Raw genomic sequence first — 26,153 nt, 5'->3', positions numbered from 1 at the left:
TCCTCGGGTCAAGCCCGAGGATGACGGCCCTCTAGACCCTCTCGGACACCTTGATCGCCGCGCGGCAGCCGGCTTTGATCACCGCGCTGAGCAGACCGTAGCCGGGGGCGTCGCGGCTGCCGTGGTCGACGGCGTGGTCGTGGTGGGCCAGTTCCTCGTCGCGGAATTTCGTCAGCTCGGCGGCGAGTTCGGGATCACGGTCGGACAGTTCGGCGATCTGATCGGCGTAGTGTTCCTCGATCACGCTCTCGACCGCCTCGGTGCAGGCGTGGGCGGCCTTCTCGCCGAGCAGGGCGGTGCCGGCGCCGAGGCCGAGGGCGGCCAGACGCCAGAGCGGCGTCATCACCGTGGGGCGGACCCGCTCGGCGGTGAGCAGCGCCTCGAAGCGGGCGAGATGGACCGCCTCCTGGGCCTGCATCTCGCCCATGTCGGCGGCGATGGTCTCCTTGCCGGGACGGCCCTCGAACACGGCGCGCTGGGCGCGGTAGATGTGGACGGCGGCGTATTCCCCGGCGTGGTCGACGCGCAGGATCTCGGCCCGGCGACGGCGGCTGGCGCCCCGGCCGGGATGCGGCAGGCGGACGGGGCGCGTCGACGCGGCTTCGGGCGAAGGGTCGCGAATGGGGTCAGGGGCGCGGGGCGCGGGCATCCTTGGGCCTCTTGGCGGCGAGCAGGCTGAACACGGCCAATGCGACGGAGATCAGCACGTTCCATCCTGCCATGGACAGGCCGAGGAAGCGCCACGTCACCGCGTCGCAGAGGACAGGTCGCTCGACCGGGCCGGTGCCGAAGGCGATGGCGGCCAGCTTCTCGAGATCGACGTCGCCGCCGCCGGCGCAGGCCGCCGGCAGGGTCCACCACTGGTTCTCGCCGCCCATGTGGAACAGGGCCGTGATCGCCCCGGTGGTGAAGACCACGGCCAGCAGGAAGGCGGCGATGCGCGGCGTGCCGCGGCTGCCCCGGCTGACGAGGTGCCAGACGGTGGCGACGAGAGCGATGGCGACCGCGCCCCAATAGACCTCGCGCTGCTTGAGACAGAGGTTGCAGGGCGCGAGGCCGCCGAAGCGCTCGAACGCATGCGCCGCCGCCAGCATCGCCAGCGAGGCGGCGAGGGCGAAGGCGGTCCACCACCGCGTCAGGAGTCGATACAGGCGTCTCATCGGACGTTGTTCATAGCGGCGCTGGAGGCCGGCGTCGATGCTATCCTCCCCCAGCGTAGCGCCCGGGGGATAGGGACCGCCGAAGGGTGTTGGAGGGAAGTTGAAAAGGGCGCCGGAGCCCGCCGCAGGCCCCCTCCACCGCGTCGCGGTCCCCCGCCCCCAAAGGGGAGGATCTAGAGCATCTTCACCGCCACCACCGCGCCGACCAGCACGACGATGCCGATGATGCTCCACATGGCGAGACGCTTCTCGACCTGGGCCAGCACGGCCGGCCCGAAACGCTTCAGCACCCAGGCCTCGGCGAAGAAGCGGCCGCCCCGGGTAATGGCGCAGAGGGCAACGAAGAGGGGGAAGTTGAACTGGAAAATGCCCGAGGCGATGGTGATCAACTTGAACGGGATGGGGGTGAGGCCCTTGATCAGGATGACCCAGGCCCCGTGCTGCTGGAACAGGACCTTGGACGCCTCGAAGGTGTCGGCCTTGCCGAGCCAAGACAGGATCAGCATGCCGACATCGGTCAGATAGTAGCCGATGGCGTAGCCCAGCATGCCGCCGAGCACCGAGGCGACAGTGCAGACCGTGGCGTAGAAATACGCCTTCTCCGGCCGGGCCAGGATCATCGGCGCCAGCATCACGTCGGGCGGCACCGGGAAGAAGGAGCTTTCCGTGAAGGAGACCACGGCGAGGGCGGGCGTGGCGTGTTTGCTGCGGGCCAGAGAGAAGACCCAGTCGTAAAGCTTGCGGAGCATGGAGTTCCCGACCTCGGCCCCGGAGGGCGGCAGACCCCGCCTCTAGCAGGGGTCGCCGCGCCGCGCACCTGCCGAAACAGGGCGTGAGTCGCGGTCGCGGCCATCGGTCGCTATAGAGGCCGCCTCCCGCCTCTCCCCAAGGACCGGAAGACCATGCGCTATCTGCACACCATGGTCCGCGTGACGGACATCGACGCCTCGCTGCGCTTCTACGTCGACCTGCTGGGTCTGGAGGAGGTGCGCCGGATGGAGAACGAGGCCGGCCGCTTCACCCTGATCTTCCTCGCCGCCCCGGCCGATCGGGCCCGCTCCGACGCCGAGCGGTCGCCGGAGCTCGAACTGACCTTCAACTGGGACCCGGAGACCTACGACGGCGGACGCAATTTCGGGCATCTGGCCTACAAGGTCGCGGACATCTACGCCGCCTGCCAGAAGCTGATGGACGGCGGCTTGGCGATCAATCGCCCGCCGCGCGACGGCCGCATGGCCTTCGTCCGGTCGCCGGACGGCATTTCGATCGAACTGTTGCAGGAGGGCGAGCCGAAGCCGTCCGCCGAGCCTTGGGCCTCGATGCCCAACACCGGGAGTTGGTAAGCTGAGACTTCCTCTTTCCGCCGTGCTGGCGCTGACGGGCCTGACCCTCGCCGCCTGCGCCTCGACCTCCGAGACCAATCCGTCGCGGACCGCCACCGAACAGCTGCTGGTGGCCCGCGCCGCCGACCGCGCCGTCGAGGGCCTGACGCTGCCGATCCCGCGCGGCACGCGGGTGTTCGTCGACGACGCCTATTTCCGCGCCGAGAACGCCCCCTATGCGGTCAGCGCCATTCGCGCGGCCCTGTCCGAGGCGGGCTATTCGCTGGCCGCGTCGAAACAGGACGCCGCCGCGGTGCTGGAGCTGCGGGCCGGCGCCCTGTCGCTGGAGCAGATGCGCCGTGTGTTCGGGCTCCCGGAGATGCGGGTGCCGATCAACGACAATTTCAACGTCGTCTCCCTGCCGGAGCTGTCGGTCTACAGCCGCCGCGACCGGGTCGGCGTGGCCGAGTTCTCGGGCTTCCTCTACGAGCCGACCACCGGCGCGCCGCTGGGCGCCGTCATGCCGATGACCGGCGAGTTCCGCATCCGCAGCCACAAGCTGCTGATGATCGTGGCGTGGGGCCAGCAGCGGGTCGATCCCGGCGAGCGCGATCCGGGCGACAGCTGGCGGGAGTTCTAAGGGAGAGCCACCTGAGGCCGCCGTAGCTTGCGCCGCGCCGCGCCAGCGACGATGGTCCCGGGCTGAAGTTTCCGGGAGGGTTTCCATGCGTCGTCTGCTCGTCTCCACCGTCGCCGCGGTCGCCGTTCTGGCGGGCGCGCCCGTCGCGGTCCTGGCGCAGGAGGCGGCCGCCCCGGCGGCCGCCGCCCAGAGCGAGGACGCGCGGTTGGCGGCCTTCTTCGAACAGGCGTTTCAGGAGCAGATCGCCCTGTCGCCGCAGACGATGACGGCGCTGGGCATCAAGCGGGACTACGACAAGCTGAACGACACCACCGACGCGGCGGCGGAGCGGTCGCTGGCCCTGTCGGAGCGGCAGCTGGAACAGCTGAACGACCGGTTCAATCCGCGCACGCTGAGCCCGGAGAGCCGGATGTCGTGGCGGCTGTTCGAATACGGCGTGGAGCAGGCCCGGCTGGCCAACCGCTGGCGCGACTGGGGCTATCAGTTCGCGGCCAACGGCAATCCGACCACCGGCCTGCCGGTGTTCATGATCAACAACCACCGGGTCGACAGCGTCAGCGACGCCGAGGCCTATGTCTCGCGGCTGAAGGAGTCGGAGCGGGTCATGGGCGAGATCGCGGCCGAGCTGCGCGACCGGGCCTCGAAGGGCGTGATCTCGCCGAATTTCGTGTTCGAGCCGGCGATCGACAATACCCGCAACATCATCACCGGGGCGCCGTTCGACGACGGGGCCGACAACCCGGTCTGGGCCGACTTCCAGAAGAAGGTCGCGGCGCTGGAGACCGATCAGGCCTCGAAGGACCGGCTGCTGGCCGAGGGCCGGGCGGCGCTGACGGGCGAGTGGAAGCGCGGCTACGAGCATGTGCTGGCGACCCTGGCCGAGGTGCAGGCGCAGGCCCAGGCCATGCCGGACCGGGACGGCGGGGTGTGGCGGCTGCCGGACGGCGAGGCCTATTACAACGCCCGCCTGCGGCTCTCGACGACGACCGACCTGACGGCGGACCAGATCCACCAGATCGGGCTGAACGAGGTCGAGCGCATCCACGCCGAGATGCAGACGATCATGGACGAGGTCGGGTTCGAGGGCTCGCTGCAGGAGATGTTCGCCCTGCTGAAGACCGATCCGCGCTTCCAGTATCCGAACACGCCCGAGGGCAAGGAGCAGTATCTGACCGACGCCCGCGCCTTCGTGGCCCAGGTGATGGCGGCTTCGCCCGAGTGGTTCAGCGACCTGCCCGAGGCGGCGCTGGAGGTGCGGGCGGTGGAGGCATGGCGCGAGGCGACGGCCTCGATCGCCTTCTACAACGCCCCGGCGCCCGACGGGTCGCGGCCCGGCATCTATTACGTCAACCTGTCGGACATGACACAGGTGCTGAAGCCCCAGATCGAGGGCATCAGCTATCACGAGGGCGCGCCGGGCCACCATTTCCAGATCGCCTATGCGCAGGAGATGCAGGGACTGCCGTCGTTCCGCCGCTTCGGCGGCTACGGGGCCTACGCCGAAGGCTGGGGGCTGTACGCCGAGCGGCTGGGCAAGGAGATGGGCTTCTATCAGGACCCGTACTCGGACTTCGGCCGGCTCTCGACCGAGCTGTGGCGGGCGGTGCGGCTGGTCACGGACACCGGCCTGCACGCCAAGCGCTGGAGTCGCGAGGACGCCATCGCCTATTTCCGCCAGAACTCGCTGCTGAGCGAGCGCGACATCGTCAAGGAGGTGGAGCGCTACATCACCAATCCGGGCCAGGCGACCAGCTACAAGATCGGCGAGCTGAAGATCATGGAGCTGCGCCAGCGGGCCCGCGACGCCCTGGGCGACCGCTTCGACATCAGGGACTTTCACGCCGTGGTGCTGGGCTCGGGCTCGGTGCCGCTGGACGTGCTGGAGGACCAGGTGGACAGCTGGATCGAGTCCCAGCGGTAGGGCGCTAACGCTCGCGACGCGGTCGCTCGCTGCTTGAGCGCGATTGCGCTATGAGCCGCGCCATGACCGCCCGCCCGCCCTTCACCGCCACCGTCCTGACCATGTTTCCGGAAGCGTTTCCCGGGCCGCTCGGCGTGTCGCTGATCGGCACGGCGTGGCGCGAGAAGGGGCTGTGGAGCCTTGAAACGCTTGACATTCGGGCGTTCAGCGAGGATAGGCGCGGCTTCCTGGACGACACCCCAGCGGGTGGCGGCCCGGGAGCCGTGCTCAAGGCGGACGTGGTGGCGAGGGCGCTGGACAGCGTATCCGGACCGGCGCGGCCGCTTTTGTACATGAGCGCCCGGGGTCGGCCCCTGACCCAGGCGCGCGTCAGGGAATGGGCCAATGCGGACGGGATCACCGTCCTCTGCGGCCGGTTCGAGGGGGTGGACCAGCGGGTGCTCGACGCGCGCGGGTTCGAGGAGGTCTCCGTCGGAGACGCGGTGCTCGCCGGCGGCGAGGCGGCGGCCATGGTGGCGATCGAGGCGTGCGTGCGACTGATCCCCGGGGTGCTGGGCCAGGCAGACAGCCTGGGTTCGGAGAGCTTCGAGGACGGGCTTCTGGAATATCCGCAGTACACGCGACCGCGGACGTTCGAGGGGCTGGAGATACCCGAGGTTCTGCTGTCCGGAGACCATAAAAAGGTCGCCGCATGGCGCGAGGAGCAGCGGGAGAAGACCACGCGGGAACGGCGGCCAGACCTCTGGGCGGCGCACCTGCAGAAGACCCAAGCGGGGAAAGACCCCGCCAAATCACAGGTAAAGAGCGCAAAAGCTCGAGGAGAATGACATGAACATCCTGCAGACGATCGCAGCCGAAGAAAAAGCCCGCCTTGTCGAAAAGCGCGCCATCCCCGACTTCCAGCCGGGCGACACCCTGCGCGTCAACGTGCGGATCAAGGAAGGCGAGCGCGAACGCATCCAGGCCTTCGAGGGCGTCTGCATCGCCCGCGCCGGCGGCGGCGTGAACGAGAATTTCACCGTCCGGAAGATTTCCTTCGGCGAGGGCGTGGAGCGGGTCTTCCCGATCCTGTCGCCGAACATCGAATCCATCGAGGTCAAGCGTCGCGGCGTCGTCCGGCGCGCCAAGCTCTATTACCTGCGCGATCGCCGCGGCAAGTCGGCCCGCATCGCCGAGCGCCAGACCGTCCGCGCGCCCAAGGGTGTCGTCGTCCCGGAGACCGGCAAGGCCGAAACCCCGGACGTGGCGGTCGAGAACACCGAAGGCTGATCCCTTCACGGTGCTGAGATGACGAAGGCCCCGGCGGTGACGCCGGGGCCCTTTTCATACGTCGTGGCTAATGCGGGAACAGCGGGTTGGAGGCGTCGCGCTGGCCTTCGAGGCTGTGGCGCAGGTCGTGGAGGCCCTCGCTCCCTTCACTGACGCGGGCGAAGGCGCGGCGGATCGTCTCGCGGGTGGTGGCCGAGATGTGGCTGTCCTCGAGGGCCTTTTCGAAACGGCCCCGCAGCGCATCCTCGGCGCTCTCCACCGCCCCGACCATGCCGGCCTCGTCACGCATCAGGGCGTGTTTGATATCGGCGAAGGCGCGCTGGGCCTTGGCCAGGACCGAGCCGTCGTCGGCGGGGTCGCCGCCGAGGGCGCGGACGGTGGACTGGAGCTCCTCGGCGACCTGCCGGCGTTCGTAGCTGCGCCGGCCGAACAGGTCGCGATGGCCCGGATCGGCGGCCTCCGTCGAGGCCTCGCGGTAGCCGTCGGCGCTGTCGATGGCGGTCTGGATCAGGTTGTTCAGGACGTGGATGTCGTGGCGATTGGCGTTGGACATGACGGAATCCCCGTTGGGTCTTCCGATTGAAACCCCGCCTCGCCCGTATTGGTTGCCTGTTCAGCCGGCCGGGACCTCGGCGCAGCGGGCGGCGAATTCCGCCACGGCGGCGGGTTGCACAGCCTGCAGCGGGCCGATGGCCTGGCGGCCATAGAGGGCGCTGACCGGTTCGCCGCGGACCAGACGAGCGAGCAGATCGGCGTCGGCCGGCCCGCCGGCCACGATCCCCTCGCCGGGCGCCTGCAGATCGGCGGCGAAGGCGAAGGCTTCGTCTCCGGCGCCGAGGGTCAACCGGTCCTCGCTGCCGATCCGCTCGAAGGACGGCACGGCGACTTCCATCTTGCCGTCGCTGCACGCGATCGACAGGCGAACCACGGCCCCGGCGTCAACGAAGGCGACCCGGCCCGACGCCTTGGTCGACGCCGGAGGAAGCGGGGCGGCGGGTTCCGAAATCGCGGTCGGCTCGGGCGAGGCGGCGGGGGCCGGCTCCCGGTCACACGCCGCCAGGCCCAGCAGGGCGATGGTCAGCAGGGCGGCGCGCATCAGGACCTCCTTCAGAGTTTGGTGCGTAGGGACCACAGCTCCGGAAAGCAGCGGCGCTGCAGTGTCTCGGTAAGATAGGAAACCCCCTCGGTGCCGCCCGTTCCCCGGCGACGGCCGATGATGCGTTCGACCGTGACCACATGTTTGTGCCGCCAGGTCAGCAGGGCGTCGTCGAGATCGACCAGTTTCTCGGCCAGCTGATACAGCGGCCACCAGCGGGCGGTGTCGCGATAGACCTCCAGCCATGCCGCCTCGACGGCCTCGGACGCCTGCCAGGGCTGGCTGACGTCGCGGTTCAGACTCTCGGCCGGGATCGGCAGGCCGGCGGCGGCCAGCTGGGCCAGGGCGTCGTCGTAGAGGCTGGGCGCCGCGAGCGCCGCCTTGAGCGCGGCGTGGGCCTCGGGCCGCTCCTCGTGGAAGCGCAGGAAGCGGTCGTCCTTCAGGCCCAGCATGTATTCGAAGCGCCGGAACTGGTCGCTCTGGAAGCCCGACGATGAGCCCAACACGCCGCGGAAGCGCAGATATTCCGCGGGTGTCATGGTCGCGAGGATATCCCAGCTCATGGTCATCACCGCCTGGATGCGGCTGACGCGGGCGAGGCTCTTGTAGGCGGGGACCAGGTCGCCGGCGCGGACCAGGGTCTGGGCGAGGGCCACCTCGTGCAGGATCTGCTTGAGCCACAGTTCCTTGGTCTGGTGGATAACGACGAACAGCATCTCGTCATGCTCGTCCGAGATCGGGTGCTGAGCCGCCAACAGGTCGTCGAGTGCGAGATAGCCGGCGTAGGTGAGGGTCGAGGGGCGCGGGTCGCTCGTGTCGGTCATCAGCGACCTATCGCGCGCCCGGCCCTCGCGCTCAAGGCTCGTCGTCCGGTCGCCCGCCCGGATCGAGGCTGTTGTCGACCCGTTCGTCCCAGCCCTCGCGGCTCGACTTGAAGGCCAGCGCCATCAATCCCCAGGCGAGGCCGATGATCCCGGAGAGGCACAGCACCAGGGCGATCCATCCATGCGTCGTCAGCTCGGCGCCGCCCATGGCGTTCCACGCGGCGTTGATCCCCAGCGTGGCGGCGACGGCCACCCCCACGGCGATGAGCAGGTTGCGAACGAAGCGGGTCAGGCGGGCCGACATCGTTTCAGGATAGACCCGCCCGTGGAGCGCGGCGAGGCGTCAGTGCGCCGCCGCCGCGCCCGGCAGATGGCTCTTGTCGTGCCTGCCGACCCGGTCGACGAGGGTGCGGGCCGCCTTGTTCATGCCGCTGACGTCGACCTCCGCGCCCTGGCGGCGATAGCGGAACACCACCTTGTCGACCGCCGCCACACCGGTCAGGTCCCAGAGATGAGCCCCGCTCATGTCGATCTGAACCCGGGCCGGGTGGCCGTGATATTCGAAGGCGGCGGCGAAGACGTCGGCCGAGGCGAAGAACAGGTTGCCGGTGACGCGGTAGCGCAGCACGCCGTCTTCGGGAGTCTCGATCTCCTCGACGACGATGGTCTTGCCGACCTTGCGCATGAAGAAGATGGCCGAGAGCACCACGCCCAGCACCACGCCCTTCGACAGGTCGTGGGTGAGGACGACGGTGGCGGTGGTGGCGACCATGACGATCGACGACTGCAGCGGCGTCGAGCGCAGCCGCAGCACCGAACCCCAGTCGAAGGTGCCGATCGAGACCATGATCATCACCGCGACCAGCGCCGCCATCGGGATGCGGGCGACCCAGTCCTGGAGCACGAGGATCAGGAAGAGCAGGAACAGGCCGGCCCACAGGGTCGACAGCCGCCCGCGCGCGCCGGAGGTGACGTTGATGATCGACTGGCCGATCATGGCGCAGCCGGCCATGCCGCCGAACAGCGGCGACAGGACGTTGGCGATGCCCTGGCCGCGCGTCTCGCGGTCCTTGTCGGACGGCGTGTCGGTGATGTCGTCGAGCAGGTTGGCGGTCAGCAGGCTTTCGAGCAGGCCGACGAAGGCCAGGGTGGCGGCGACCGGCCCGATGATGGTCAGGGTCTCCCAGGTCAGCGGCACATTGGGAATATGGAACATCGGCAGGGTCGACGGCATCTGGCCCATATCGCCGACGGTGCGGACATCGACGCCGCTCCAGATCACGAAGCCGCTGAGCAGGACGATGGCGACCAGCGGCGACGGCACGGCCTTCGTGATGCGAGGCAGGCCGTAGATGATGACCAGCGCCGCGCCGACCAGGGCGAAGGTCTGCCAGTTGGCGCCGATCAGCTCCGGCATCTGGGCGAGGAAGATCAGGATGGCGAGCGAATTGACGAAGCCGGTCATCACGCTGCGCGAGACGAATTTGATGTAGCGGCCGAGCCGGGCCAGGCCGACGACGATCTGGATCAATCCGCACAGCAGGGAGGCGGCGAACAGGTATTCGAGGCCGTGGTCGCGCACGAGGGTGACCATCAACAGGGCCATGGCCCCCGTGGCGGCGCTGATCATGGCCGGACGGCCGCCGACGAAGGCGATGGTCACGGCGATGACGAAGCTGGCGTAGAGGCCGACGGCCGGGTCGACCCCGGCGATGATCGAGAAGGCGATGGCCTCCGGGATCAGGGCGAGGGCGACGACGGTGCCCGCCAACAGGTCGCGGCGGGGATTGGCGAGCCATTGCTGGCGCGCCGAGGCGAAGACGGACATGACCTACAGACTGACGCTTGCGCGAGCCGGCCGGGGCGGCGGGCTCGCTCAGGTTTCCCGGCGGATCGGCGGCCGGGCTAGCCACCCGGTCGGACCGGGTCCTTGACGGCGGTGCTCTTCCACCATCGGGCCGCCGGGATCAAGCGTCGATCAGCGCCGGACCCACTGGCCTGCGGAATTCCGGTACCATTCGCCGGAGCTGATGCGCGGCAGCAACTGGCTTTCGAACATCCGCGCGCCGGCCACGGCGCCGGTGGTGCCGGCGGCCTGGCCGCGGCGGGCGTAAGCCTCGCGGCGGGCTTCGTTGGTGACGGTGACCGCCTCAACGAGAGCCGGGTCGGAGGCGGCGACCCGGAAGCCAAGGTAGCCGTCGGCCTGCTCGCCGACCACGCCTTCGACCTTGGCGTTGTCGATCATCGACTTCTGCTGCGCGGTCTGCGCGAAGGCGGCTCCCGCGGCCACGCCCAGCGCGGCGACGGCGGCGGCGACGACGAAGATCTTGCGGAAGGACATCGGGGGCGACTTTCGCATCAGAACAGGTTCGGGTTCTCGGCGAGGAGGTCCTGAAGCTCCTTGTCGAGGCGGACGCGCACATCGGCGTCCAGCTTGGCGTAAATCTGGATCGGGTCGACCTGCAGCCGGACCGTGGGCGTGCAGGCGCTCGCGCCGACGGCGGCGATCAGGCCGATCAGGGCGAAGCGCATATGCGTCCGGGTCATGGCGTGGGTCTCCGTTGGTCCACCCCCATCTAACGCGGGGCGGGGTGAATGGGTTCTGAACGGCCAGGGCGGCGCGATCAAGGTCGATCGGAAGGCTCGCCGTTGCGAGCGCGGTTGAGCTCCAGAAGGTCGCCGACCAACTGGTTCAGATTGAGGGTGGTGTCGAGCGTCAGATCAATGCCGGTGCCCGACGGCAAGGGGAGTTCCCGGTTGAGGAATTCGCGGCTGATGAACTCCGCCAGCGGGATGCGCAGTTCCTGCCGCTGGGGCGGGTCATGCCGTCCCCGGATACGGAACAGCACGCCGATACGGCCCTCGTCGAGGCTGTTGACCTGGGCGGAAAGGATGTCGAAGGACAGGTTTTCCATGGCCTGGTAGGCCAGATCCTGGACGGTGTTGGCGGACACGCCCTCGCCGCCGCCGCCGGCCTCGAGCCCGCTCAGCGCCTCGCGCTTGATCGACAGCCGGCCCGGTTGCACGGCCGCGAGAGACCCCCCCGATATCCGGATGCCCGCCTGTGGATCGGAGGTGAACGGCAGGCGGCCGGACACCACCGCGTCCAGCACAACCTTGTCGCCGAAACCCGAGCCGGCGATGATTTCGCCCAACTGGACGTTCTCCAGCACGATGACGCCGCCGAACGGCTGGCTGCGGTCCAACGGCAGGACGAAGGGCTCGATGCGCACGGTCCCGCCGGCGATGGACAGGTCGCCGCCCTCGATGGTCACACCGGCCTTGTCGAGACCAAAGGTCAGCTCGACGTCGGTCAGGGGCGCGACCGACTCCAGAACATCGGCGGTGAGGCGCTGCCCGGGCGCGGTGACCAGCGGGGCGAGGCTGGTGAAGTCGACGGTCCCCTTCAGCCCCTTGACCGGGCCGGCCGGGCTGACGAAGTCGAGACCGGGAATGGTCAGGCGGCCCGAACTGGAACCCTCGGCGTCGGCAAGCCAGTCGACGCGGCCCGCGAAAGCGACCGAGCCGGTCGCCGGCGAACCGACGAAGTCTCCGGCCAGCGGGCTGAGATCGGCCGGCTGCAGTGCGCCCTCGGCGAAGGCGATGGAGGGCGCGTTGATGGTCAGGCCGCCGGCCCCGGTGGGGCCGTCATGGGCCAGATCGAGGCGGCCGAGGGTCACGCCCTCGCGGGACAGGTTGAAGGCGCCGGTCCAGTCCTCGTCGGCGAGCCGGACCGACCCGGCGGCCTGAAGCGGATGGAAGCGCAGCGGCGTGGTGGCGTCCACGACGGTCGCCGCATCGACCCGGGTGTCTAGACCGAGCCCCGCCGGACCGCCGGTGGCCGCGAACCGGCCCCGGGCGTCGCGGAAATGCAGCGCGAGGAAGGGGGCGGTCGCGTCGACGCCCGCCAGGGCCCCGTCCGCCCGCCAGCGGCCGTCGGCGATGCTGACCAGCGGCCGGTCGATCGGACAGGCCCGTCCGGACAGGTCGACGACATCGTTCTCGCCGAGTTCGAGCCGCTCGACGGTCACCGGGGTGCACGCCGCCGCGACGTAGGTCACGCGACCGCGGGCGGAGGTCAGCCGGCCGCGGGTGTCGAGCGCGATCCCCCGCGCCAGCTCGAAATCGAGGGCGGCGCGGCCGTCGAGGTCGGCGGTGAAGCCGTCCGCCGTGAGCCGCCAGGCGGGGACGGCGAAGGTCGCCTCCGGAAGCCCGCGTCCGCGCGTCGCGGTCAGGGCGAGGGCCCCTCCTCCGCGTTGGCCGGGCGCGGCGGCGAAGATCGGAGCGGCGACCGGGCGGAGGGTCAGCACGCCGCCGTTGGCCGGGCGCAGGGTCGCGGGCCGGTCGAGCGTCACCCGCGTTCCGCCGCCGGAGACGAAGGTGAAGGCGGGCATGTCGACGGCGAAGTCGGCCAGCGCCCGCTTCATCTCCCTCAGGTCTGCGCCGTCGCCGCGCGCGGCAGGGCCGAACAGCGGCCAGGCGCCGTGGGGCCCGCGCAGGCCGCCCGAGAGGACGACCCGCAACCCCGCGTCCGAGATCACTTCAAGATCGGCCGACCCCCGGGCGGCGGTCAGCGACAGGTCGCCCCAGCCGAGTCGGTTCGCCCTCAGAGCGAGCGGACCGGTGACCTCGAAGGCGGCGCCCCGTCCCCCGGCGGTCAGGTCGCTGGAGGTCAGGGTCACGCCGGCGCCGTCCAGTCCGGCCCCGGAGGCGCGGGCGGCCGAGGCCCGGGCGGGCCCGTCGATGCGCCACACGACGCCGCTCTCGCTCCGGGCCAGGACGGCGCGGGCGTCGCTCCAGCGCAGGGCGGCAGCGGCGGCGTCGAGCCCCGGACTATCCAGCCGTGCAGCCCGGAAGTCGGCGTCGGCCGCGCCTTCGATGCGGAAGGTCTGGAGCCACCCCGTGGTCTGGCCGTCGAAGCCGATATCAGCGACAGCCCCGCGGGCGGTCATGTCGCCGACGTCGAGGCGGGCGGCGACGAGACCGATGTCCAGCCGGGCCCGGCCGTCGCCCTGGCGTTGTTCCAGATCCGGATAGGGCAGGTCGCCGGTCACGGTTAGGCGGGTCCCGGAACCGGAGACCCCCGGCAGGGACGCCTGGTCGGCCGTGGCTGCGGCGCGGAGGGCCAGCCGATCCCCGGTCGTGGTCACGGCGAGGCTGGCGGCGACGGCGCGGCCTTCGATGTCGCCGCTCTTCAGGTTGGCCGACGGCATGCGCGCGGTGAGGCGGATCAGCCTGCCGTCGTCGATGCGCGCGTCGCCGAGCACATTGACGGGGCCGTATTCCGTATCGAGCCGGACCCTGCCCTGCTCGACCAGCACCAGGGGACCGCGCGCGTCCGGCTGCGGTGGACGGCCGGTGAACCGCTCGACCAGGGGATCGAGGCTGCCGAGCGAGAACTCGCCGTCGCGGAACGAGGCCCGCAGCACCGGCCGGACCAGCCGGATGCGGGTCGGGGTGACGCCGAGGCCGGCCTTCGACCAGGGAGCGCCGATGGCGTAGTCGACCTCGACGCGTTCGACGACGGCGTCGGGATTGCGCGGATCGCCGATGCGGATGCGGGCGACGATGCCGTCCAGCTCAACGCGTTCGATCTCCATCTCGGCAGGCACGCCCTGCCGCTCCAGCCAGCCCACGAGGATCTGGCGCGTCGCGGCGCGGCGATTGAGGTAGAGCAGGCCGGCGAGCACCGCGAGCACGCACAGGGCCACGCCGAGACCGAACAGGATGCGGCGCGCAGTTCCACCCCGGCGCGCCGGCGGGGGTGCGGGCGCGATGGCGGGGGTGTCGCTCATGCCGAAACCTGGACGATGAACAAACCGGACTCCTGGAACAGCACAGCAGGCGTGACTATGGAAACACAGTAGAGTGGCGCGACGGCCACCTTGAATGCAGAGGCGACGATATCAAGGCGGAGCGGCGGATTGATCCCGAATACCCTGCCCAAACGCCATGAATACACTGTTCGCTCCCGGCGATAAGCTGAGGGAGTCAACAGTCTTTACCGTTGATAACGGCGCCGGTTAACGGTCTGTAACGATCTCCCTTCCCATGATGGGATCGACGGGTTATACGGCCTGTCTCGCGTCGGGGGCTTCTTCGGGCGCGATCCTTGCTTCTAGTGGCTTGGGCGCCGGTGGGCGTCGCCAGATTTCGGGGACCGATGGCTCAGTTCGATCCACGTCGCCAACCGATGCGTCTAGCGCCTCACGCCCTTACGGCGGTTGCAGCGCTCTCGGTGGCCCTTCTCGCCGGTCGTGTTTACCAGCCCGCGCAGGCTGAAGAGGTTCCGCCGCTGACCGCGGAACAGATGGCCCAGATCGAGGCTCGCGCCTTCGCCGCCGCCGGGACGCCCGCCGGCCTCAGCGCTCCGGAAGCCATTCCCGTCCAAATTCGCCGCGGCGAGACCTTCGAACAGGCCGTCCGCCGCACCGGCATCCCCGCCGAGGAAGCCTCGGCCATCGCCGCCACCCTCTCCAACGCCATGGACATGAGCGAGATTCGCGCCGGTCTGCGTTTCGAAACCGCCATCGCCAAACCGCGCGGCGGCCGGGGCGATCCGCGCCTGATCGGCCTGACCATGCGCACCGGGCCCGCCAGCCAGGTGACCGTGTCGCGGACCTTCGACGGCGCCCTGCGTCTGCGCGCACTGGAAGAGAAGGTCTCGCACGAGATCGTGGTCCTCAACGGCAAGGTCGAGGGCTCGCTGTCCCGTTCGGCCCAGCGCGAGGGCGTCCCCGCCGCCGTGCGCCGCAAGGCTGGCCAGCTATTCTCTCACCGGTTCGATCTGGACCGCGACATCCGAGCCTCGGACGACTTCACCTATGTCTACGGGCGGACGGTCACCGAGAACGGCCGCACCATCGGCAACGACGGCCTGCTGTACGCCGAGCTGAAGGGCGTGGCCTTCTATCGCTTCCAGCCCGAGGGCTCGAAGGAAGCGCAGTATTTCGACGCCACCGGCAAGAACACCCGCTCGGCCTTCATGCGCACGCCGCTGGAGCGCGGGTTCCGCGTCTCGTCGTCCTACGGCTTCCGCCGGCATCCGATCGCCGGCTATCGCAAGATGCACCAGGGCATCGACTTCGCCGCCGGCACCGGCACGCCGGTCGTGGCCCCCGCCGACGGCGTGGTGGTCGAGGCCCGGCGCTGGGGCGGCTATGGCAACTGGCTGCGCATCCGTCATTCGAACGGTCTCGAGACCGGCTACGGTCACCTGTCGCGCTACGCCTCGGGCATGCGCGCCGGCCAGCGGGTCCGTCAGGGCCAGGTCGTGGCCTTCGTCGGTTCGACCGGCGCCTCGACCGGCCCGCACCTGCACTATGAAATCTGGCGCGGCGGCCGGCGGATCAATCCGGCCGGCGTGAAGACCACCGAGGGCGTCGTCCTGTCGGGGGCCGACCTGGCCGCCTTCCGCGCCGAGAAGGCCCGCATCGACCGCATCATCGCCGCCGGCGGCGAGCGGCGCCCGCAGGTCCAGCAGGTCAGCGCCGAAGGCCTGCGTCCCGCCCAGGGCTGACGTCCGACATCAGCTTTCTTTAGCGGCCCCAGCCACGAGCGCGTCGTCGATCTCGCGCGCCCGGATCGCCGCCTCGCGCCCTGACAGACGCGCCGCATAAGCCGTGAAGGCATCCCGGGCGGGCAGGGTCCCGAACTGCAGGCCCCACATGATCTGGCTGCCGACGTAGACGTCGGCCGCCGAAAAGCGATCGCCCAGGATCCACGGGCCGGGCGCCATCGCCTGTTCCAGCGCGTCCACCGTCTGCTCGAAACTGCCGTAACCGGCCATGACCGCCTTGTCCGCCGGGGCCAGAAGGCCGAGCGCCTTGGCGGTCACCGCCGCCTCGAGCGGTCCGGCGGCGAAGAAGAGCCAGCGCAAATACCGCCCGCGCTCGGGGTCATCGCACGCCGGGGCCAGGCCCGACTCCGGAAAGGCGTCCGCCAGCCAGGCGCAGATCGCCGCGCATTCGGTGACCGTGACGTCGCGCCAGGTCAGCGCCGGCACCTTGCCCATCGGATTGATGGTCAGATAGTCGGGCGCCTTCATCGTCGTGCCGTAATCGAGCACCACGGTGCGGTATGGCCGGCCGACCTCCTCCAGCATCCAGCGCACGATCCGGCCGCGCGACATGGGGTTGGTGTAGAAGACGATTTCGTCGTCGGACGGCTGGATCATCTGGACCTCCCAAGGGGTTCTGGAGTCGACTTTCTGGAACGATGACGCTGTGGAACTCAGGCGAGACATTCTCAAGGGGCTGATCGGCAGCGCGACGCTGGGCCTGGGCGCGGCTTCGCCAGCATGGGCGCAGACGGGCTTCCGGTCGAGCCGCATCGTGGTCGAAACACGGGGCGAGGGGCCGGATCTGATCCTGATTCCGGGGCTCGCCTCGACCTCGGCGGTGTGGAGCAGAACGGCGGGCCAAATGTCCCGGAGCCGGCGGCTGCATCTGGTCTCGGTACGCGGCTTCGGCGACCTGTCGGCCGGGGCCAACGCCAACGGGGCCGTCATGGGCGCGGTGGCGAGGGAGGTGCGCCGCTACATCGCCGAGACCGAGCTGACGGCGCCGGCGGTGATCGGCCACTCGATGGGGGGCCAGGTGGCGCTGCGGGCCGCGGCGGACGGTCCGGGGCGGATCGGGCGACTGATGACGGTCGACGCCTCCCCCTTTTTCCCGGCCCTGATCAGTCCTGGCGCCACGGTCGGCGATGTCGAGCCGATCGCCCAGGTCGCCTATCAGGCCATCCAGTTTCTCGGTGACGAAGTCCTGAAGACCCGCGGCCGGAGCCTCGGTCTGGACCTTGGCGGCGCGGCCGATGCGGTATTCGATTCCATGGGCTGGCAGGGCGGCGACCGCCGGGTGCTGGCCCAGGCCCTCTATGAGGTGATGACGGTGGACCTGCGCCACAGGCTGCCGGACATCGCCGCCCCGGTGACGGTGGTCTACGGCTGGAGCCGGGACGAGGCCTCACCGCGCAGCCGCGCCGACCGGCTGTTCCGCGGCGCCTACGCCTCCCTGCCCCGTCCCGCCGTCTTCGAACGCATCGAAGGCGCAGAGCATATGGTCATGATCGACCAGCCGACCCGCTTCCTGGCGGCGGTGGAGCGGTTCATGAGCTAGATCGGGCAGTCGGTGGGCGGTCGAGACTCAGCCCTATGGGTGGCGCTGCCCGAAAAGCCGTTGCGGCGTGACCGCCTGCCAAAGAAGAACCGCCGCGAATAGCTCCGCGGCGGTCCCAACTCTAGTCAGATCGGCGTGTCAGTCGTCGTCGTCGTCATCATCATCGCGATCCCGACGATGCTCACGCCAGCGGCGGTCATCGCGCCGATCGTCACGTTCCCAACGGTCGTCGCGGCGACGATCCCAATGGCGATCAAGCCGGACGATCTGACCCGTCCGGGCATCGACGCGGAGCGTCACCCGGGAGCCGGAGCGATCCCGACCGACAAGGTCGTAGCCCGGCCCGCGGCGGTTCGCCGATGACACGCGGATCCCCTGGCTTTGCGCAATACGGATAGCCTGGCGCTCGGAAATGCGCTGATAACGGTCATCGTAGCGATGATCGTAGCCGTGTGAGTTGTAACCCGCATGGGTGTTGAACTGAGACTGTACAACGGCGCCGATGATGTCCGACCAGCTCTGCGCCGCGACGGTGGTTGCAGGAATGGTCAGGGCCGTTGTGGCGGCGATGAGGAGGATACGATGCTTCATGGCCTTACTCCTTTGTTTCAGACCGAACGCTTCGGAGGCTAGTGATCGCGCGGTGAACCCGATCTGAATGCAGCCGTCATCCTCTCGGCGGATCGCCGTCGGTCGCAGCCTGCTTCACCAGATCAGCGATCCGGCGCCGGAGCGGTCGGACCGAACGGCTGACATGACGCGGAAGCCGCTGGCTGCAGACGGCCTCGGGAGGTTACGCTGCCGGCCGCGTGCAGTCCGCGTCCGGCTGGTTATCCGGGTGTGCCGCGACGAAGGCCGGATGCTGCGCCGCCGCCGCGTCGATGGCCAGCAGCCGCCGGAAGGCCTCGAGCGGGACGTTGAAGCGGCGGGCCGAATAGATCTGCGGGATCAGGTAGGCATCCGCGAGGGTCGGCGACGCGCCGAAGCACCAGCCGTCGCCGTGAACGCCGACCAGTCGCTCCAGCGCCTCGAACCCGGGCGTGATCCAGCGGGCGGCCCAGGCGTCGACGGCGGCCTGGTCGGCGCCGAAGGTCTCGCGCAGGGCCTTGCCGACGCGCAGGTTGTTGAGCGGGTGGATATCGCAGCCGATCAGGGCCGCCATGGCCCGGATATGGGCGCGGCCGACCGGATCGGCGGGCAGCAGAGGCGGCGCCGGGTGGGTCTCCTCCAGCCATTCGAGGATGGCCGGGCTCTGGGTCAGGACCGCGCCGTCGACCTCCAGAGCCGGCACCATGCCCTGCGGATTGAGAGCCACGAAGGCCTCCGACCGCTGGGCCCCGGTGCGCAGGTCGACGCCGTGCTGGTCGTAGGTCAGCCCCTTGAGTTTGAGGGCGATGCGGACCCGGTAGGCGGCGCCAGAACGCCAGTAGCCGTGCAGAATCATCGCGGCCTCAGGGTGAAGTGAAGGGGTTCGAGGCCGCCGATCGACGCCTCCACCCGGTCGCCGGGCTGGAGCGGGCCGACGCCTTCGGGCGTGCCGGTGAAGATCAGGTCGCCGGGCCGGACGTCCCACAGCGTTCGCGCCTTGGCGAGAATCTCCCCGGGCGCCCAGACCATGTCATTCAGCCGCCCCGACTGGCGGGTCTCGCCATTGACCGTCAGGGTGATCGGCGCGGCGGGGTCGGGCAGGGCGCCGAGGGTCAGGGCGCCGCAGGGGGCTGACTGGTCGAAACCCTTGGCGGCGTCCCACGGGCGGCCCTTGGCCTTGGCCGCGGCCTGCAGGTCGCGGCGGGTCAGATCGCAACCGACCGCCCAGCCGGCGATGCCGCCGTCCCCGCCGATGGCGCAGACCAGTTCGACCTCGTGGTGCAGGTCGACTGTCGCGAGGGGGAACAGGGGGTCGGCGCCGTCGGCGACCAGGGCGTCGGCCGGCTTGGAGAAGAAGAAGGGCTCGGCCCGCTCATGACCCATCTCGCGGGCGTGGGCCGCGTAGTTCTGGCCGACGCAGAGGATGCGGCGGACGGGCAGCCGACCGGTCCGGCCGCTGATCGGCAAGGACGGCGTCGGGGCGGGGGGGAACAGCCATTCGGTCATGATCATTGTCTAGATCGGGCCGCGAGGTTTCGCCAGCGGGCCCCTGCCGGGCTGCGGAACCCGCATGTGACAGTAGCGTTCCGGCTCAGGGTTCCCTATTTAACCGTAGAGCTTGCAAAGCGGAGCGCGCACATGGCCACGACCAAGGCGGCACGGACAGCCGTGAAGAACGACATCAACACCCTGAAGGACGACCTCAAGACGCTGGGGGCTGAGGAGAAGGCCGCCCTGCGCGAAAAGGCGACGGCCGCCGAGACCCGGCTCCGCGCCAAGGCGGCTGAAACCGAGGCCCGCCTGCGCGAACAGTCTGAGGTCCTGCGCGAACGCGCCCGGGGTTATTACGACACCGCCCGCGTGCGCGGCCAGGAGTACTACGACGAGGCGTCCGAGCGCCTCGACGAGGCGCAGCGCTATCTGACGGAGCGGGTGCAGGAGCGCCCGATGCAGTCGACCGCCATCGCGCTCGGCGTCGGCGTCGTGCTCGGCCTGTTGCTCGCCGGCCGTCGCCGCTGATGTTGGGCGGAGGCCTGGCCCGCAAAATGGCGAGGAAGGCCGTCGCGGCCGCGGTGGCGGCCGGCGCGGCTCTCGTCGCCGTGGTCGCTTTCGGGGCCACGATCTTCTACGCCCTGTGTCTGGTCGTCCCGCCACTCGCCGCGGCGGCCCTGACCATGTTGCTGTTCGCCCTGGTCTCCCTGGCCGTGGTGATGATCGCCCTGCGGCGCGAGGCGCACGACGAAGACATCGAGGACGACGAGCCGATGGGCCTCGGCGAGCGGGCATACACCCTGTTCCGCAACCGGCCGATCCTCGGCACGGCGGCGGCGCTGGCGGGCGGCTGGATCTTCCTGCGCAACCCGGCCCTGGCGACCATGGTGGCGGCGGCCTTTACCGAGAAAGGCCACGGACGGCGTCGACGTTGAAGCGGAACGTCACTGCTGCGGGAACGTTGATCTGACAGGCGCGGCGGTCTTGAGCCGCTCCTTTGGATCAACATTCCGGGAGTACGCTCATGCTCAAGTGGGCCCTTATATTCCTCGTTCTCGCGATCGTCGCCGGCGCCCTCGGCGCGGGCGGTGTCGCGGGCCTGTCGATGAACATCGCCTATGTGCTGTTCGTCATTTTCCTGATCCTGCTGGTGGTGCACTTCGTCCAGGGGCGAAAAGGCATCACCTAGCCGGACAGGCTTGATCTCGAAGAGGGCCGCGGTCGTTGATCGCGGCCCTTTTCATGTCCGCAAGGCGCGTCAGCCGTTCGCCTGTTCCCGCCGGCCAGGGCCCGCCACAGCCGGCGCCGTCGCCTGCCGGCGGGTGTCCTGACGACGCGGCAGCCGCCAGCTCTGACCCGGTTCGAAGCGGTCGCCGGTCCAGGTGACGGCGGTGACGACGATCTCTTCCGCGTCCCAGTCGATCTGGTTGAAGCTGGGCGGCGCGCCGCGCTCGCGATGCGACAGCGTTCCGCAACCCACCGCATAGGAGCTGTGGTCGCCGAGCTCGATCGGAAGGGCGAACGGGACGTGGACGTGGCCCGTGGCGATCAGGTCGACGCCGGCCTCGGCGAAGATGTGCGCCGCCGCCTCGCCGCGCTTGACCTCGCCGGTCATCGGAGCGCCGATCATTTCGATCAAGGGGTGGTGGCAGGCGAGGATGCGCAGCGCGCCCGCCGGCGCCTGTCGCAGGGCCTCGGCCGCCTTGCGGGTCTGGCCTAGATCGATGACGCCCTTGGACCAGTTGAGCCGCGCCTGCCAGCCCCGCGCGGTGACCACCCCGCGGACCATGAGCGTGTCACTAAGGAACTGATGGTCGTGAGCGGGGTGGCCGATCGCCCGCTCGAACGCCCGCCATGGCTGGAACAGGCGTGCAGGCAGGCTCCAGTAGGGCACGTCGTGATTGCCGACGATGACGAAGGTCGGCTCGGGCATTTTCCGAATCCAGTCTCCGGCGGCCGCGAACTCGTGGGGCAATCCCTGCTGGGTCACGTCGCCGGTGATCAGGACGAGATCGCTGGGGGTGGCGTGGGCGAAATCCAGGGCAGCGGCACAGGCGTCACGGTGTTCGCGGCCGAAATGCACGTCGGAGAACTGAAGCACGCGCCCCACTAGACGCTGTCCTCCGCCGCCGCCGGGATCGGCGCCAGCGCCCGGAATGCTTCGGGGATGAAGCGCACCGTCGCCTCCTGGCGCAGCAGCAAGGGTTCGCCGTCAATGACGGCCGGCACTCTCGAACGGGCGCGAATCTGGACCAGCCGTGTCGCCCGGGTTGTGACCGCGGGGTCCTGGCGCCAGTCGTCGAGCACGGCGTGGGCGGCGAGGCGGAAGGCCTGGGCGGCGTCGGAGGGGTTCATCGCCGCGGCCTCGAGCCCGGTGTCCTCGTCCATCGCCTGCGAGATCATCGGGCTGATCAGCACCAGCGCCTCGGCGCGGCGCTGCGGCTGGGCGTCCAGACTGTATCGAATCTGGCCCGAAAACGCGCGCCTGAGGGCCCGGCGGGCATAGGCCCATGCCAGTCTCAATTGACCGACCCGGACCGCCTCGCGCGCGGGCGCCCACAGCGCCGGCGAGCCGAATATGGCAGCGCAGAAGAAGGCGCGCGTGGTGTCGCCGTCGGTCACCTCGCCCCCGGCCACCGCCTGGGGCGCGCCCTCCTCCAAGGCGACCTTCAGGGCCGCTTTCCAGTCCGCCGTGCCGTAGAGCGCCCGCGGCAGCATGTTCATGGTGCCGCCCGGCAGGGGCGCGACCAGCGGCCCGTCGGCGCCCGCACGGGACGCGATGGCGCCGGCCGTGCCGTCGCCGGCGAGAACAAAGAGCACGTCGGGGCGTGCCTCAAGCGCCGCCTCGATCTGGGCGTCGAACTGTCCCGCCTCCAGCGTCACCACCGAGGCTTCGCAGGCGTAGCGTTCGAGGATGGCCTCGGCCGCCGCGGCCGCGCCCTCGCCCACCCCGCCGGATAGCGGATTGACCAGCATCATCACCCGCCTGAGCGGCGCGTGGCGGGTCAGGACGCAGTCCTCCCCGCCCGGGGTCTCGGACCTGGCGTCCGACGCGGGCGAAGGATCGTCCGCCGGGATCAGGGTAGCGCTCATTCCGCCCGAACGCCCCGCCCGGGGCGATGTTCCGGGTCGGCCGTAGAAGCGTGGCTGTTTATTGTTTCAGTTCGTCCGAGACGGCGGCAGCGCCCGCCTGGGCCGCGTCGCCCGCCTTGGCCGCGGCGGCGCCGGCCGCCTCGCCGGCCTGGTCGGCGACCTTGGGCGCTTCGCCCCGCACCTTGGCGACGGCGCTGGAAATCCAGCCGTCCATCAAGGCTCCGCCCTCGGCCAGAGACTTCTCCTTGACGCCGAGGACGGCGGTCAGGACGCCGAACAGCGCCAGAAGCGTCACCAGCAGACTTATGAACGGATTGCCGCGTCGCCGCTTGCTGCGCGCCCACACGGGACTGTGATCGGCGTCATCCGCCATGCGGACCGGTTGAGAAAAACGCATACGAACCCCCGTCTCTGGCCACGCCGTGGGCTGCCACACCCTCCGCGCGACGTACTGCAAAGCCTGTTACAGGCTGAACCAGCAGCATAACGCGGGAACCGTCACGCTTATCCAGCATTATCACCCGTGGGGCGAACCCGAGGGATGAAGGACATACCCATGAAAAGAGCAATCATCGCCATCGCCGGCGCCGGCCTGCTGGCCTCCGCCTGCGCCAGCGATCCGTACGGCGGCACCAATCAAACCGTCCGCCAGGGCGCGATCGGCGCCGGTATCGGCGCGGTCGCCGGAGCCATCATCGGCAACAATGTCGGCGACGGCAACGCCGGGACCGGCGCGGCCATCGGTGCGGTTGTCGGCGGCGCAGCGGGCGCAGTCCGCGGCTCACAGCAGGACCGGGCCAACCAGCAGCGCTACCGCGACAGCCAGGGCCGGTACTACTACTGCTACGATAATCGGCAAACGGAATGCTATTGGGAGAACGGTCAGCGCCGTTACTAGGCGCGCCGGGCTTTCGTGAGAGATCAGGGCGGTTCGTCGAGGCGGGCCGCCCTTTTTCGTGGAAAGGACAGGGATGAAGCGGCTGATCGTGGTGATGGGGGCCCTTGTGGCGGGGTGCGCGGGGACGCCGTGGGACCGGAGCGACCTGGTGACAGAGCCGGGGCTCTGCACGCCGCAGCGGTTCGACGTCTATTTCCGGAACGGAGAGGCGGGGCTGACCGATGCGGCCCGGCACGCCATCGGCCTGACGGCGACCAAGCTGCAGGACTGCGACATCCGCAAGGTGAATGTCATCGGTCTGGCCGACGCGCGCGGCGGGTCGGAGGCCAATATGGATCTGTCCGAGCGGCGGGCGCTGGCGGTGGCGGAGGCGCTGCAGGCGGCGGGGTGGCCCTCGCCGGTGTTCAGCCTGGTGGGTGCGGGCGACTCCGGCTCGGTGACCGCCGCCGGGGCCAGCGAGCCGATGCGTCGCCGGACCGAGGTGCTGGTCGAGGCCGCTCCCCGCTGAGGCGCCGACTGGGACAGCACGCCGCGTGACGCAACCGCGCGGACATGGCTAAGGTCGCCCGGTGATCCGCCTCCTCAAGCACATTCTCATCCTGGCCCTGCTCGGGCTGCCGTCGTTGGCGGCGGCCCAGGACGGGCGCGTGCAGCGCACCGAGCGGATCGCCGCCGAACTGGTGGCGATGTCTGAATGGGCCGCGCCCGGCTCGACCGCGATCGTGGCGGTGCGACAGGACATCGAGCCGGACTGGCACACCTACTGGCGCAATCCCGGCGATTCCGGCGGGGCCACGACCCTGACCTGGACCCTGCCGGGCGGCGTCCGGGCGGGCGACATCGTGTGGCCCCTGCCCGAGCGCCAGCGGCTGGCCGGGCTGATGAACTACGGCTATTCCGGCGAGGTCTATCTGCCGGTCCCGGTGGAGATTCCGGCCTCGGCGCGGGCGGGGGCGACGCTGTCGCTGACGGTGAAGGCGCTGTTCCTGGTGTGCAGCGCCGAGATGTGCGTGCCGGACGAACTGACGCTGAGCCTGGACCTGCCGGTTCGCGACGGCGCGGCGCCGCTGGACCCGCGCCACGGCGCGGCGATCCAGTCGATCCTCGAGACCGCGCCCCGCCCCGCGGGGATCGAGGCGCGGACCGCGCTGGAAAACGGCGTGCTGACGCTGAGCGCGACCGGCGGGCCGCTGGCCGGAAGCGATCCCGGGCCGAGCTATTTCTTCCCCTTCGAGGGAGGGGTGATCGAACATCCGGCGCCGCAGAGCGGGGCCTGGGGTCCGGAGGGGCTGACGCTGCGGACGCAGGCGGGCGGCGAGCTCAGAAGCACGGGGCTGCAAGGTCCCATCTCCGGCGTGCTGGTCACGGCGCGCGGCGCCTGGGAGATCACCGCCGAGCCGGGACCCGGCCTGCCCGGAAGCGCCGGGTCTGGCGATCTGGCGCCGGCGGACGACGGTCCGGCCGAGACGGGGCCATCGGAAGGCGTAAGTCTGGCCGGCTTCGCCCAGGCGGCCCTGTTCGCCCTGTTCGGCGGCTTGATCCTCAATCTGATGCCCTGCGTCTTCCCGATCCTGGCGATGAAGGCGGCGGCCCTGACGAAATCGGCCCACGACCCGGCCCATGCGCGGCGGGACGGGCTGGCCTTCCTCGCCGGGGTGTTGACCACCTTCCTGCTGCTGGCCGGTCTGCTGCTGGCCCTGCGCGCGGCGGGCGAGGCCGTGGGCTGGGGCTTCCAGCTGCAATCGGCCCCGGTGACGGCAGGGCTGGCCCTGCTGATGCTGGCGGTGGCGCTGAACCTGTCGGGGGTGTTCCACGTCGGCGCCGGACTGCAGGGGGCCGGATCGGGACCGCTGGCGCGGCTGCCCGGCGGTCTCGGCGCCTTCTTCACCGGGGCGCTGGCCGTGGTCGTCGCCGCGCCGTGCACCGCGCCCTTCATGGCCTTCGCCCTCGGCGCGGCCCTGCTGATGCCGTGGCCGATGGCGCTGGCGGTGTTCCTGATGCTGGGCCTCGGACTCGCCCTGCCCTTCCTGATCGTCAGCCTGACCCCGGGCCTGCTGTCGCGCCTGCCGCGTCCCGGCCCGTGGATGGAGCGGCTCAAGAGTCTGCTGGCCTTCCCGATGTACGGCACGGCGGCCTGGCTGGTCTGGGTCTTCGCTCGCCAGAGCGGATCGGAGGCCCTCGGCCTGCTGCTGCTCGCCGCCGTGCTGACCGCCTTCGGCCTGTGGCTGGCCGGCGTAAATCAGGCGCGCCGGGCCGAGGGCGGAACGGCCGTGGTCAGCGCCGTCGCCGCAGCCGTCGCCCTGGTTTCCGCCTTCGCGCTGGTTGGCGTCGCCGCGCGCATGCCGCCGGAGACGGATGTCGGGGCCGCCGGCTCATCGTCCCTGCCCTCGCAGCCCTGGTCGACGGCCGCGGTCGAGGCGGCGCTGGCCGAGGGCCGGCCGGTGCTGGTCAATTTCACCGCCGACTGGTGCGTGACCTGCAAGATCAACGAGCGGGCGGCGCTCGGTTCGGCGCGGGTGGAAGCCGCCATGGAAGCCGCCGGCGCCATCTATATGGTCGGCGACTGGACCCGGCGCGACGACGCCATCACCGCCGAACTGCAGCGTCACGGCCGCTCGGGCGTTCCGCTGTATCTGTTGTATTCGCCGGAATCGACCGAACCCCGCATCCTGCCGCAGCTTCTGACCGAGGGCGTCGTCATCGACGCTTTCAATGACATCCGTCCGTGAAGG

Annotated in this window: 31 protein-coding genes and 1 other annotated feature; of the genes, 13 read left to right on the top strand and 18 right to left on the bottom strand. The window is 70.1% G+C overall.

Annotation, left to right across the window (positions count from 1 at the left end):
- Positions 1 to 31: 31 nt before the first annotated feature.
- The 3 genes from HNQ67_RS07480 to HNQ67_RS07470 all read right to left on the bottom strand — a co-directional run bounded on the left by HNQ67_RS07480 (position 32) and on the right by HNQ67_RS07470 (position 1,909).
- A complete protein-coding gene (locus HNQ67_RS07480) occupies positions 32 to 649 on the bottom strand; it encodes a demethoxyubiquinone hydroxylase family protein (RefSeq protein ID WP_183253919.1) in 618 nt (205 codons plus the stop codon).
- Positions 627 to 1,160 (bottom strand): disulfide bond formation protein B, encoded by a 534-nt coding sequence (locus HNQ67_RS07475; RefSeq protein WP_183253917.1) that lies wholly within the window; start codon positions 1,158 to 1,160, stop codon positions 627 to 629. Before HNQ67_RS07475 ends, HNQ67_RS07480 begins: the two co-directional genes overlap by 23 nt.
- 173 nt (positions 1,161 to 1,333) lie before the next feature.
- Positions 1,334 to 1,909 (bottom strand): YqaA family protein, encoded by a 576-nt coding sequence (locus HNQ67_RS07470; protein WP_183253915.1) that lies wholly within the window; start codon positions 1,907 to 1,909, stop codon positions 1,334 to 1,336.
- 153 nt (positions 1,910 to 2,062) lie between these two features.
- On the opposite strand from HNQ67_RS07470, the gene HNQ67_RS07465 reads away from it, so the two are divergent.
- From HNQ67_RS07465 to rplS, 5 genes are all read left to right on the top strand, one after another.
- Positions 2,063 to 2,503: a VOC family protein gene (locus HNQ67_RS07465; protein WP_183253913.1), complete on the top strand. Its 441-nt coding sequence runs from the start codon at positions 2,063 to 2,065 to the stop codon at positions 2,501 to 2,503.
- A gap of 22 nt (positions 2,504 to 2,525) precedes the next feature.
- Entirely contained in the window at positions 2,526 to 3,122 is a 597-nt protein-coding gene (locus tag HNQ67_RS07460) for a DUF6655 family protein (protein ID WP_343054850.1), read from the top strand.
- A gap of 85 nt (positions 3,123 to 3,207) precedes the next feature.
- Positions 3,208 to 5,043: a DUF885 domain-containing protein gene (locus HNQ67_RS07455; protein WP_183253911.1), complete on the top strand. Its 1,836-nt coding sequence runs from the start codon at positions 3,208 to 3,210 to the stop codon at positions 5,041 to 5,043.
- A gap of 62 nt (positions 5,044 to 5,105) precedes the next feature.
- Complete coding sequence (trmD, locus tag HNQ67_RS07450; protein WP_183253909.1) at positions 5,106 to 5,870, top strand: tRNA (guanosine(37)-N1)-methyltransferase TrmD; 765 nt, start codon at positions 5,106 to 5,108, stop codon at positions 5,868 to 5,870.
- Between the two features lies 1 nt (position 5,871).
- The gene (rplS, locus tag HNQ67_RS07445) at positions 5,872 to 6,312 is read left to right on the top strand and encodes a 50S ribosomal protein L19 (RefSeq protein ID WP_183253907.1); all 441 of its coding nucleotides are present in this window, start codon (positions 5,872 to 5,874) and stop codon (positions 6,310 to 6,312) included.
- 67 nt (positions 6,313 to 6,379) lie between these two features.
- Here the strand turns inward: rplS and HNQ67_RS07440 are convergent, their stop codons facing one another.
- The 8 genes from HNQ67_RS07440 to HNQ67_RS07405 form a co-directional block, all read right to left on the bottom strand.
- Positions 6,380 to 6,865, bottom strand: a complete 486-nt coding sequence (locus tag HNQ67_RS07440; RefSeq protein WP_183253905.1) for a PA2169 family four-helix-bundle protein — start codon at positions 6,863 to 6,865, stop codon at positions 6,380 to 6,382.
- A 60-nt stretch (positions 6,866 to 6,925) separates the two neighbouring features.
- Positions 6,926 to 7,408 (bottom strand): hypothetical protein, encoded by a 483-nt coding sequence (locus HNQ67_RS07435; protein WP_183253904.1) that lies wholly within the window; start codon positions 7,406 to 7,408, stop codon positions 6,926 to 6,928.
- Positions 7,409 to 7,419: 11 nt separating this feature from the next.
- Positions 7,420 to 8,232, bottom strand: a complete 813-nt coding sequence (locus HNQ67_RS07430; protein WP_183253901.1) for a tryptophan 2,3-dioxygenase — start codon at positions 8,230 to 8,232, stop codon at positions 7,420 to 7,422.
- A 31-nt stretch (positions 8,233 to 8,263) separates the two neighbouring features.
- A complete protein-coding gene (locus tag HNQ67_RS07425; protein WP_183253899.1) occupies positions 8,264 to 8,536 on the bottom strand; it encodes a hypothetical protein in 273 nt (90 codons plus the stop codon).
- Positions 8,537 to 8,575: 39 nt separating this feature from the next.
- Complete coding sequence (locus HNQ67_RS07420; RefSeq protein ID WP_183253897.1) at positions 8,576 to 10,060, bottom strand: SulP family inorganic anion transporter; 1,485 nt, start codon at positions 10,058 to 10,060, stop codon at positions 8,576 to 8,578.
- 51 nt (positions 10,061 to 10,111) lie between these two features.
- Positions 10,112 to 10,165: a sequence feature (sul1 is cis-regulatory element that is thought to sense ions involved in sulfur or methionine metabolism; They are found in Alphaproteobacteria), on the bottom strand.
- Positions 10,166 to 10,210: 45 nt separating this feature from the next.
- A complete protein-coding gene (locus HNQ67_RS07415) occupies positions 10,211 to 10,591 on the bottom strand; it encodes a YdbL family probable chaperone protein (protein WP_246347478.1) in 381 nt (126 codons plus the stop codon).
- Positions 10,591 to 10,779, bottom strand: coding sequence for a YnbE family lipoprotein (locus HNQ67_RS07410; protein WP_425486337.1), 189 nt, complete (start codon positions 10,777 to 10,779; stop codon positions 10,591 to 10,593). Before HNQ67_RS07410 ends, HNQ67_RS07415 begins: the two co-directional genes overlap by 1 nt.
- 77 nt (positions 10,780 to 10,856) lie before the next feature.
- Positions 10,857 to 14,027 carry an intermembrane phospholipid transport protein YdbH family protein gene (locus tag HNQ67_RS07405; protein ID WP_183253895.1) on the bottom strand — a complete coding sequence of 1,057 codons (3,171 nt, stop codon included), beginning with the start codon at positions 14,025 to 14,027 and terminating at the stop codon, positions 10,857 to 10,859.
- 398 nt (positions 14,028 to 14,425) lie between these two features.
- On the opposite strand from HNQ67_RS07405, the gene HNQ67_RS07400 reads away from it, so the two are divergent.
- Complete coding sequence (locus tag HNQ67_RS07400; protein WP_246347477.1) at positions 14,426 to 15,751, top strand: M23 family metallopeptidase; 1,326 nt, start codon at positions 14,426 to 14,428, stop codon at positions 15,749 to 15,751.
- Between the two features lie 9 nt (positions 15,752 to 15,760).
- Here the strand turns inward: HNQ67_RS07400 and HNQ67_RS07395 are convergent, their stop codons facing one another.
- Entirely contained in the window at positions 15,761 to 16,408 is a 648-nt protein-coding gene (locus tag HNQ67_RS07395) for a glutathione S-transferase family protein (protein ID WP_183253891.1), read from the bottom strand.
- A 49-nt stretch (positions 16,409 to 16,457) separates the two neighbouring features.
- Here HNQ67_RS07395 and HNQ67_RS07390 point away from each other — a divergent pair, with 49 nt between their 5' ends.
- Entirely contained in the window at positions 16,458 to 17,351 is an 894-nt protein-coding gene (locus tag HNQ67_RS07390; protein ID WP_343054849.1) for an alpha/beta fold hydrolase, read from the top strand.
- Positions 17,352 to 17,489: 138 nt separating this feature from the next.
- Here the strand turns inward: HNQ67_RS07390 and HNQ67_RS07385 are convergent, their stop codons facing one another.
- From HNQ67_RS07385 to HNQ67_RS07375, 3 genes are all read right to left on the bottom strand, one after another.
- Positions 17,490 to 17,942, bottom strand: coding sequence for a PepSY domain-containing protein (locus tag HNQ67_RS07385; RefSeq protein WP_183253889.1), 453 nt, complete (start codon positions 17,940 to 17,942; stop codon positions 17,490 to 17,492).
- Between the two features lie 202 nt (positions 17,943 to 18,144).
- Positions 18,145 to 18,795, bottom strand: coding sequence for a maleylacetoacetate isomerase (gene maiA / locus HNQ67_RS07380; RefSeq protein WP_183253886.1), 651 nt, complete (start codon positions 18,793 to 18,795; stop codon positions 18,145 to 18,147).
- A complete protein-coding gene (locus HNQ67_RS07375; protein ID WP_183253884.1) occupies positions 18,792 to 19,445 on the bottom strand; it encodes a fumarylacetoacetate hydrolase family protein in 654 nt (217 codons plus the stop codon). Before HNQ67_RS07375 ends, maiA begins: the two co-directional genes overlap by 4 nt.
- Positions 19,446 to 19,577: 132 nt before the next feature.
- Between HNQ67_RS07375 and HNQ67_RS07370 the strand changes: the two genes are divergently transcribed.
- From HNQ67_RS07370 to HNQ67_RS07360, 3 genes are all read left to right on the top strand, one after another.
- Positions 19,578 to 19,958: a glycine zipper domain-containing protein gene (locus tag HNQ67_RS07370; protein WP_183253882.1), complete on the top strand. Its 381-nt coding sequence runs from the start codon at positions 19,578 to 19,580 to the stop codon at positions 19,956 to 19,958.
- A 26-nt stretch (positions 19,959 to 19,984) separates the two neighbouring features.
- Complete coding sequence (locus tag HNQ67_RS07365) at positions 19,985 to 20,365, top strand: hypothetical protein (protein WP_246347476.1); 381 nt, start codon at positions 19,985 to 19,987, stop codon at positions 20,363 to 20,365.
- A gap of 89 nt (positions 20,366 to 20,454) precedes the next feature.
- Entirely contained in the window at positions 20,455 to 20,619 is a 165-nt protein-coding gene (locus HNQ67_RS07360) for a DUF1328 family protein (RefSeq protein ID WP_183253878.1), read from the top strand.
- A 69-nt stretch (positions 20,620 to 20,688) separates the two neighbouring features.
- On the opposite strand, the gene HNQ67_RS07355 is transcribed toward HNQ67_RS07360, so the two are convergent.
- The 3 genes from HNQ67_RS07355 to HNQ67_RS07345 are packed head-to-tail and all read right to left on the bottom strand — an operon-like array spanning position 20,689 to position 22,920.
- Complete coding sequence (locus HNQ67_RS07355) at positions 20,689 to 21,531, bottom strand: metallophosphoesterase family protein (RefSeq protein ID WP_343054848.1); 843 nt, start codon at positions 21,529 to 21,531, stop codon at positions 20,689 to 20,691.
- Between the two features lie 8 nt (positions 21,532 to 21,539).
- On the bottom strand, positions 21,540 to 22,523 hold the full coding sequence (locus HNQ67_RS07350; protein WP_183253874.1) for a diacylglycerol/lipid kinase family protein: 984 nt from the start codon (positions 22,521 to 22,523) through the stop codon (positions 21,540 to 21,542).
- Positions 22,524 to 22,581: 58 nt separating this feature from the next.
- A complete protein-coding gene (locus HNQ67_RS07345; protein WP_183253872.1) occupies positions 22,582 to 22,920 on the bottom strand; it encodes a hypothetical protein in 339 nt (112 codons plus the stop codon).
- 159 nt (positions 22,921 to 23,079) lie between these two features.
- Here HNQ67_RS07345 and HNQ67_RS07340 point away from each other — a divergent pair, with 159 nt between their 5' ends.
- The 3 genes from HNQ67_RS07340 (at position 23,080) to HNQ67_RS07330 (ending at position 26,150) form a co-directional block, all read left to right on the top strand.
- On the top strand, positions 23,080 to 23,421 hold the full coding sequence (locus tag HNQ67_RS07340; RefSeq protein WP_183253870.1) for a YMGG-like glycine zipper-containing protein: 342 nt from the start codon (positions 23,080 to 23,082) through the stop codon (positions 23,419 to 23,421).
- A 73-nt stretch (positions 23,422 to 23,494) separates the two neighbouring features.
- Positions 23,495 to 23,929 (top strand): OmpA family protein, encoded by a 435-nt coding sequence (locus tag HNQ67_RS07335; protein ID WP_183253869.1) that lies wholly within the window; start codon positions 23,495 to 23,497, stop codon positions 23,927 to 23,929.
- A gap of 178 nt (positions 23,930 to 24,107) precedes the next feature.
- Positions 24,108 to 26,150 carry a protein-disulfide reductase DsbD family protein gene (locus HNQ67_RS07330; RefSeq protein ID WP_183254042.1) on the top strand — a complete coding sequence of 681 codons (2,043 nt, stop codon included), beginning with the start codon at positions 24,108 to 24,110 and terminating at the stop codon, positions 26,148 to 26,150.
- Positions 26,151 to 26,153 lie beyond the last annotated feature (3 nt).

Source organism: Brevundimonas basaltis (assembly GCF_014202075.1).
Classification (GTDB): Bacteria; Pseudomonadota; Alphaproteobacteria; order Caulobacterales; family Caulobacteraceae; genus Brevundimonas; species Brevundimonas basaltis.
The sequence above is the reverse complement of the archived record's forward strand: the minus strand, read 5'-3'. Positions and strand labels throughout refer to the sequence as shown.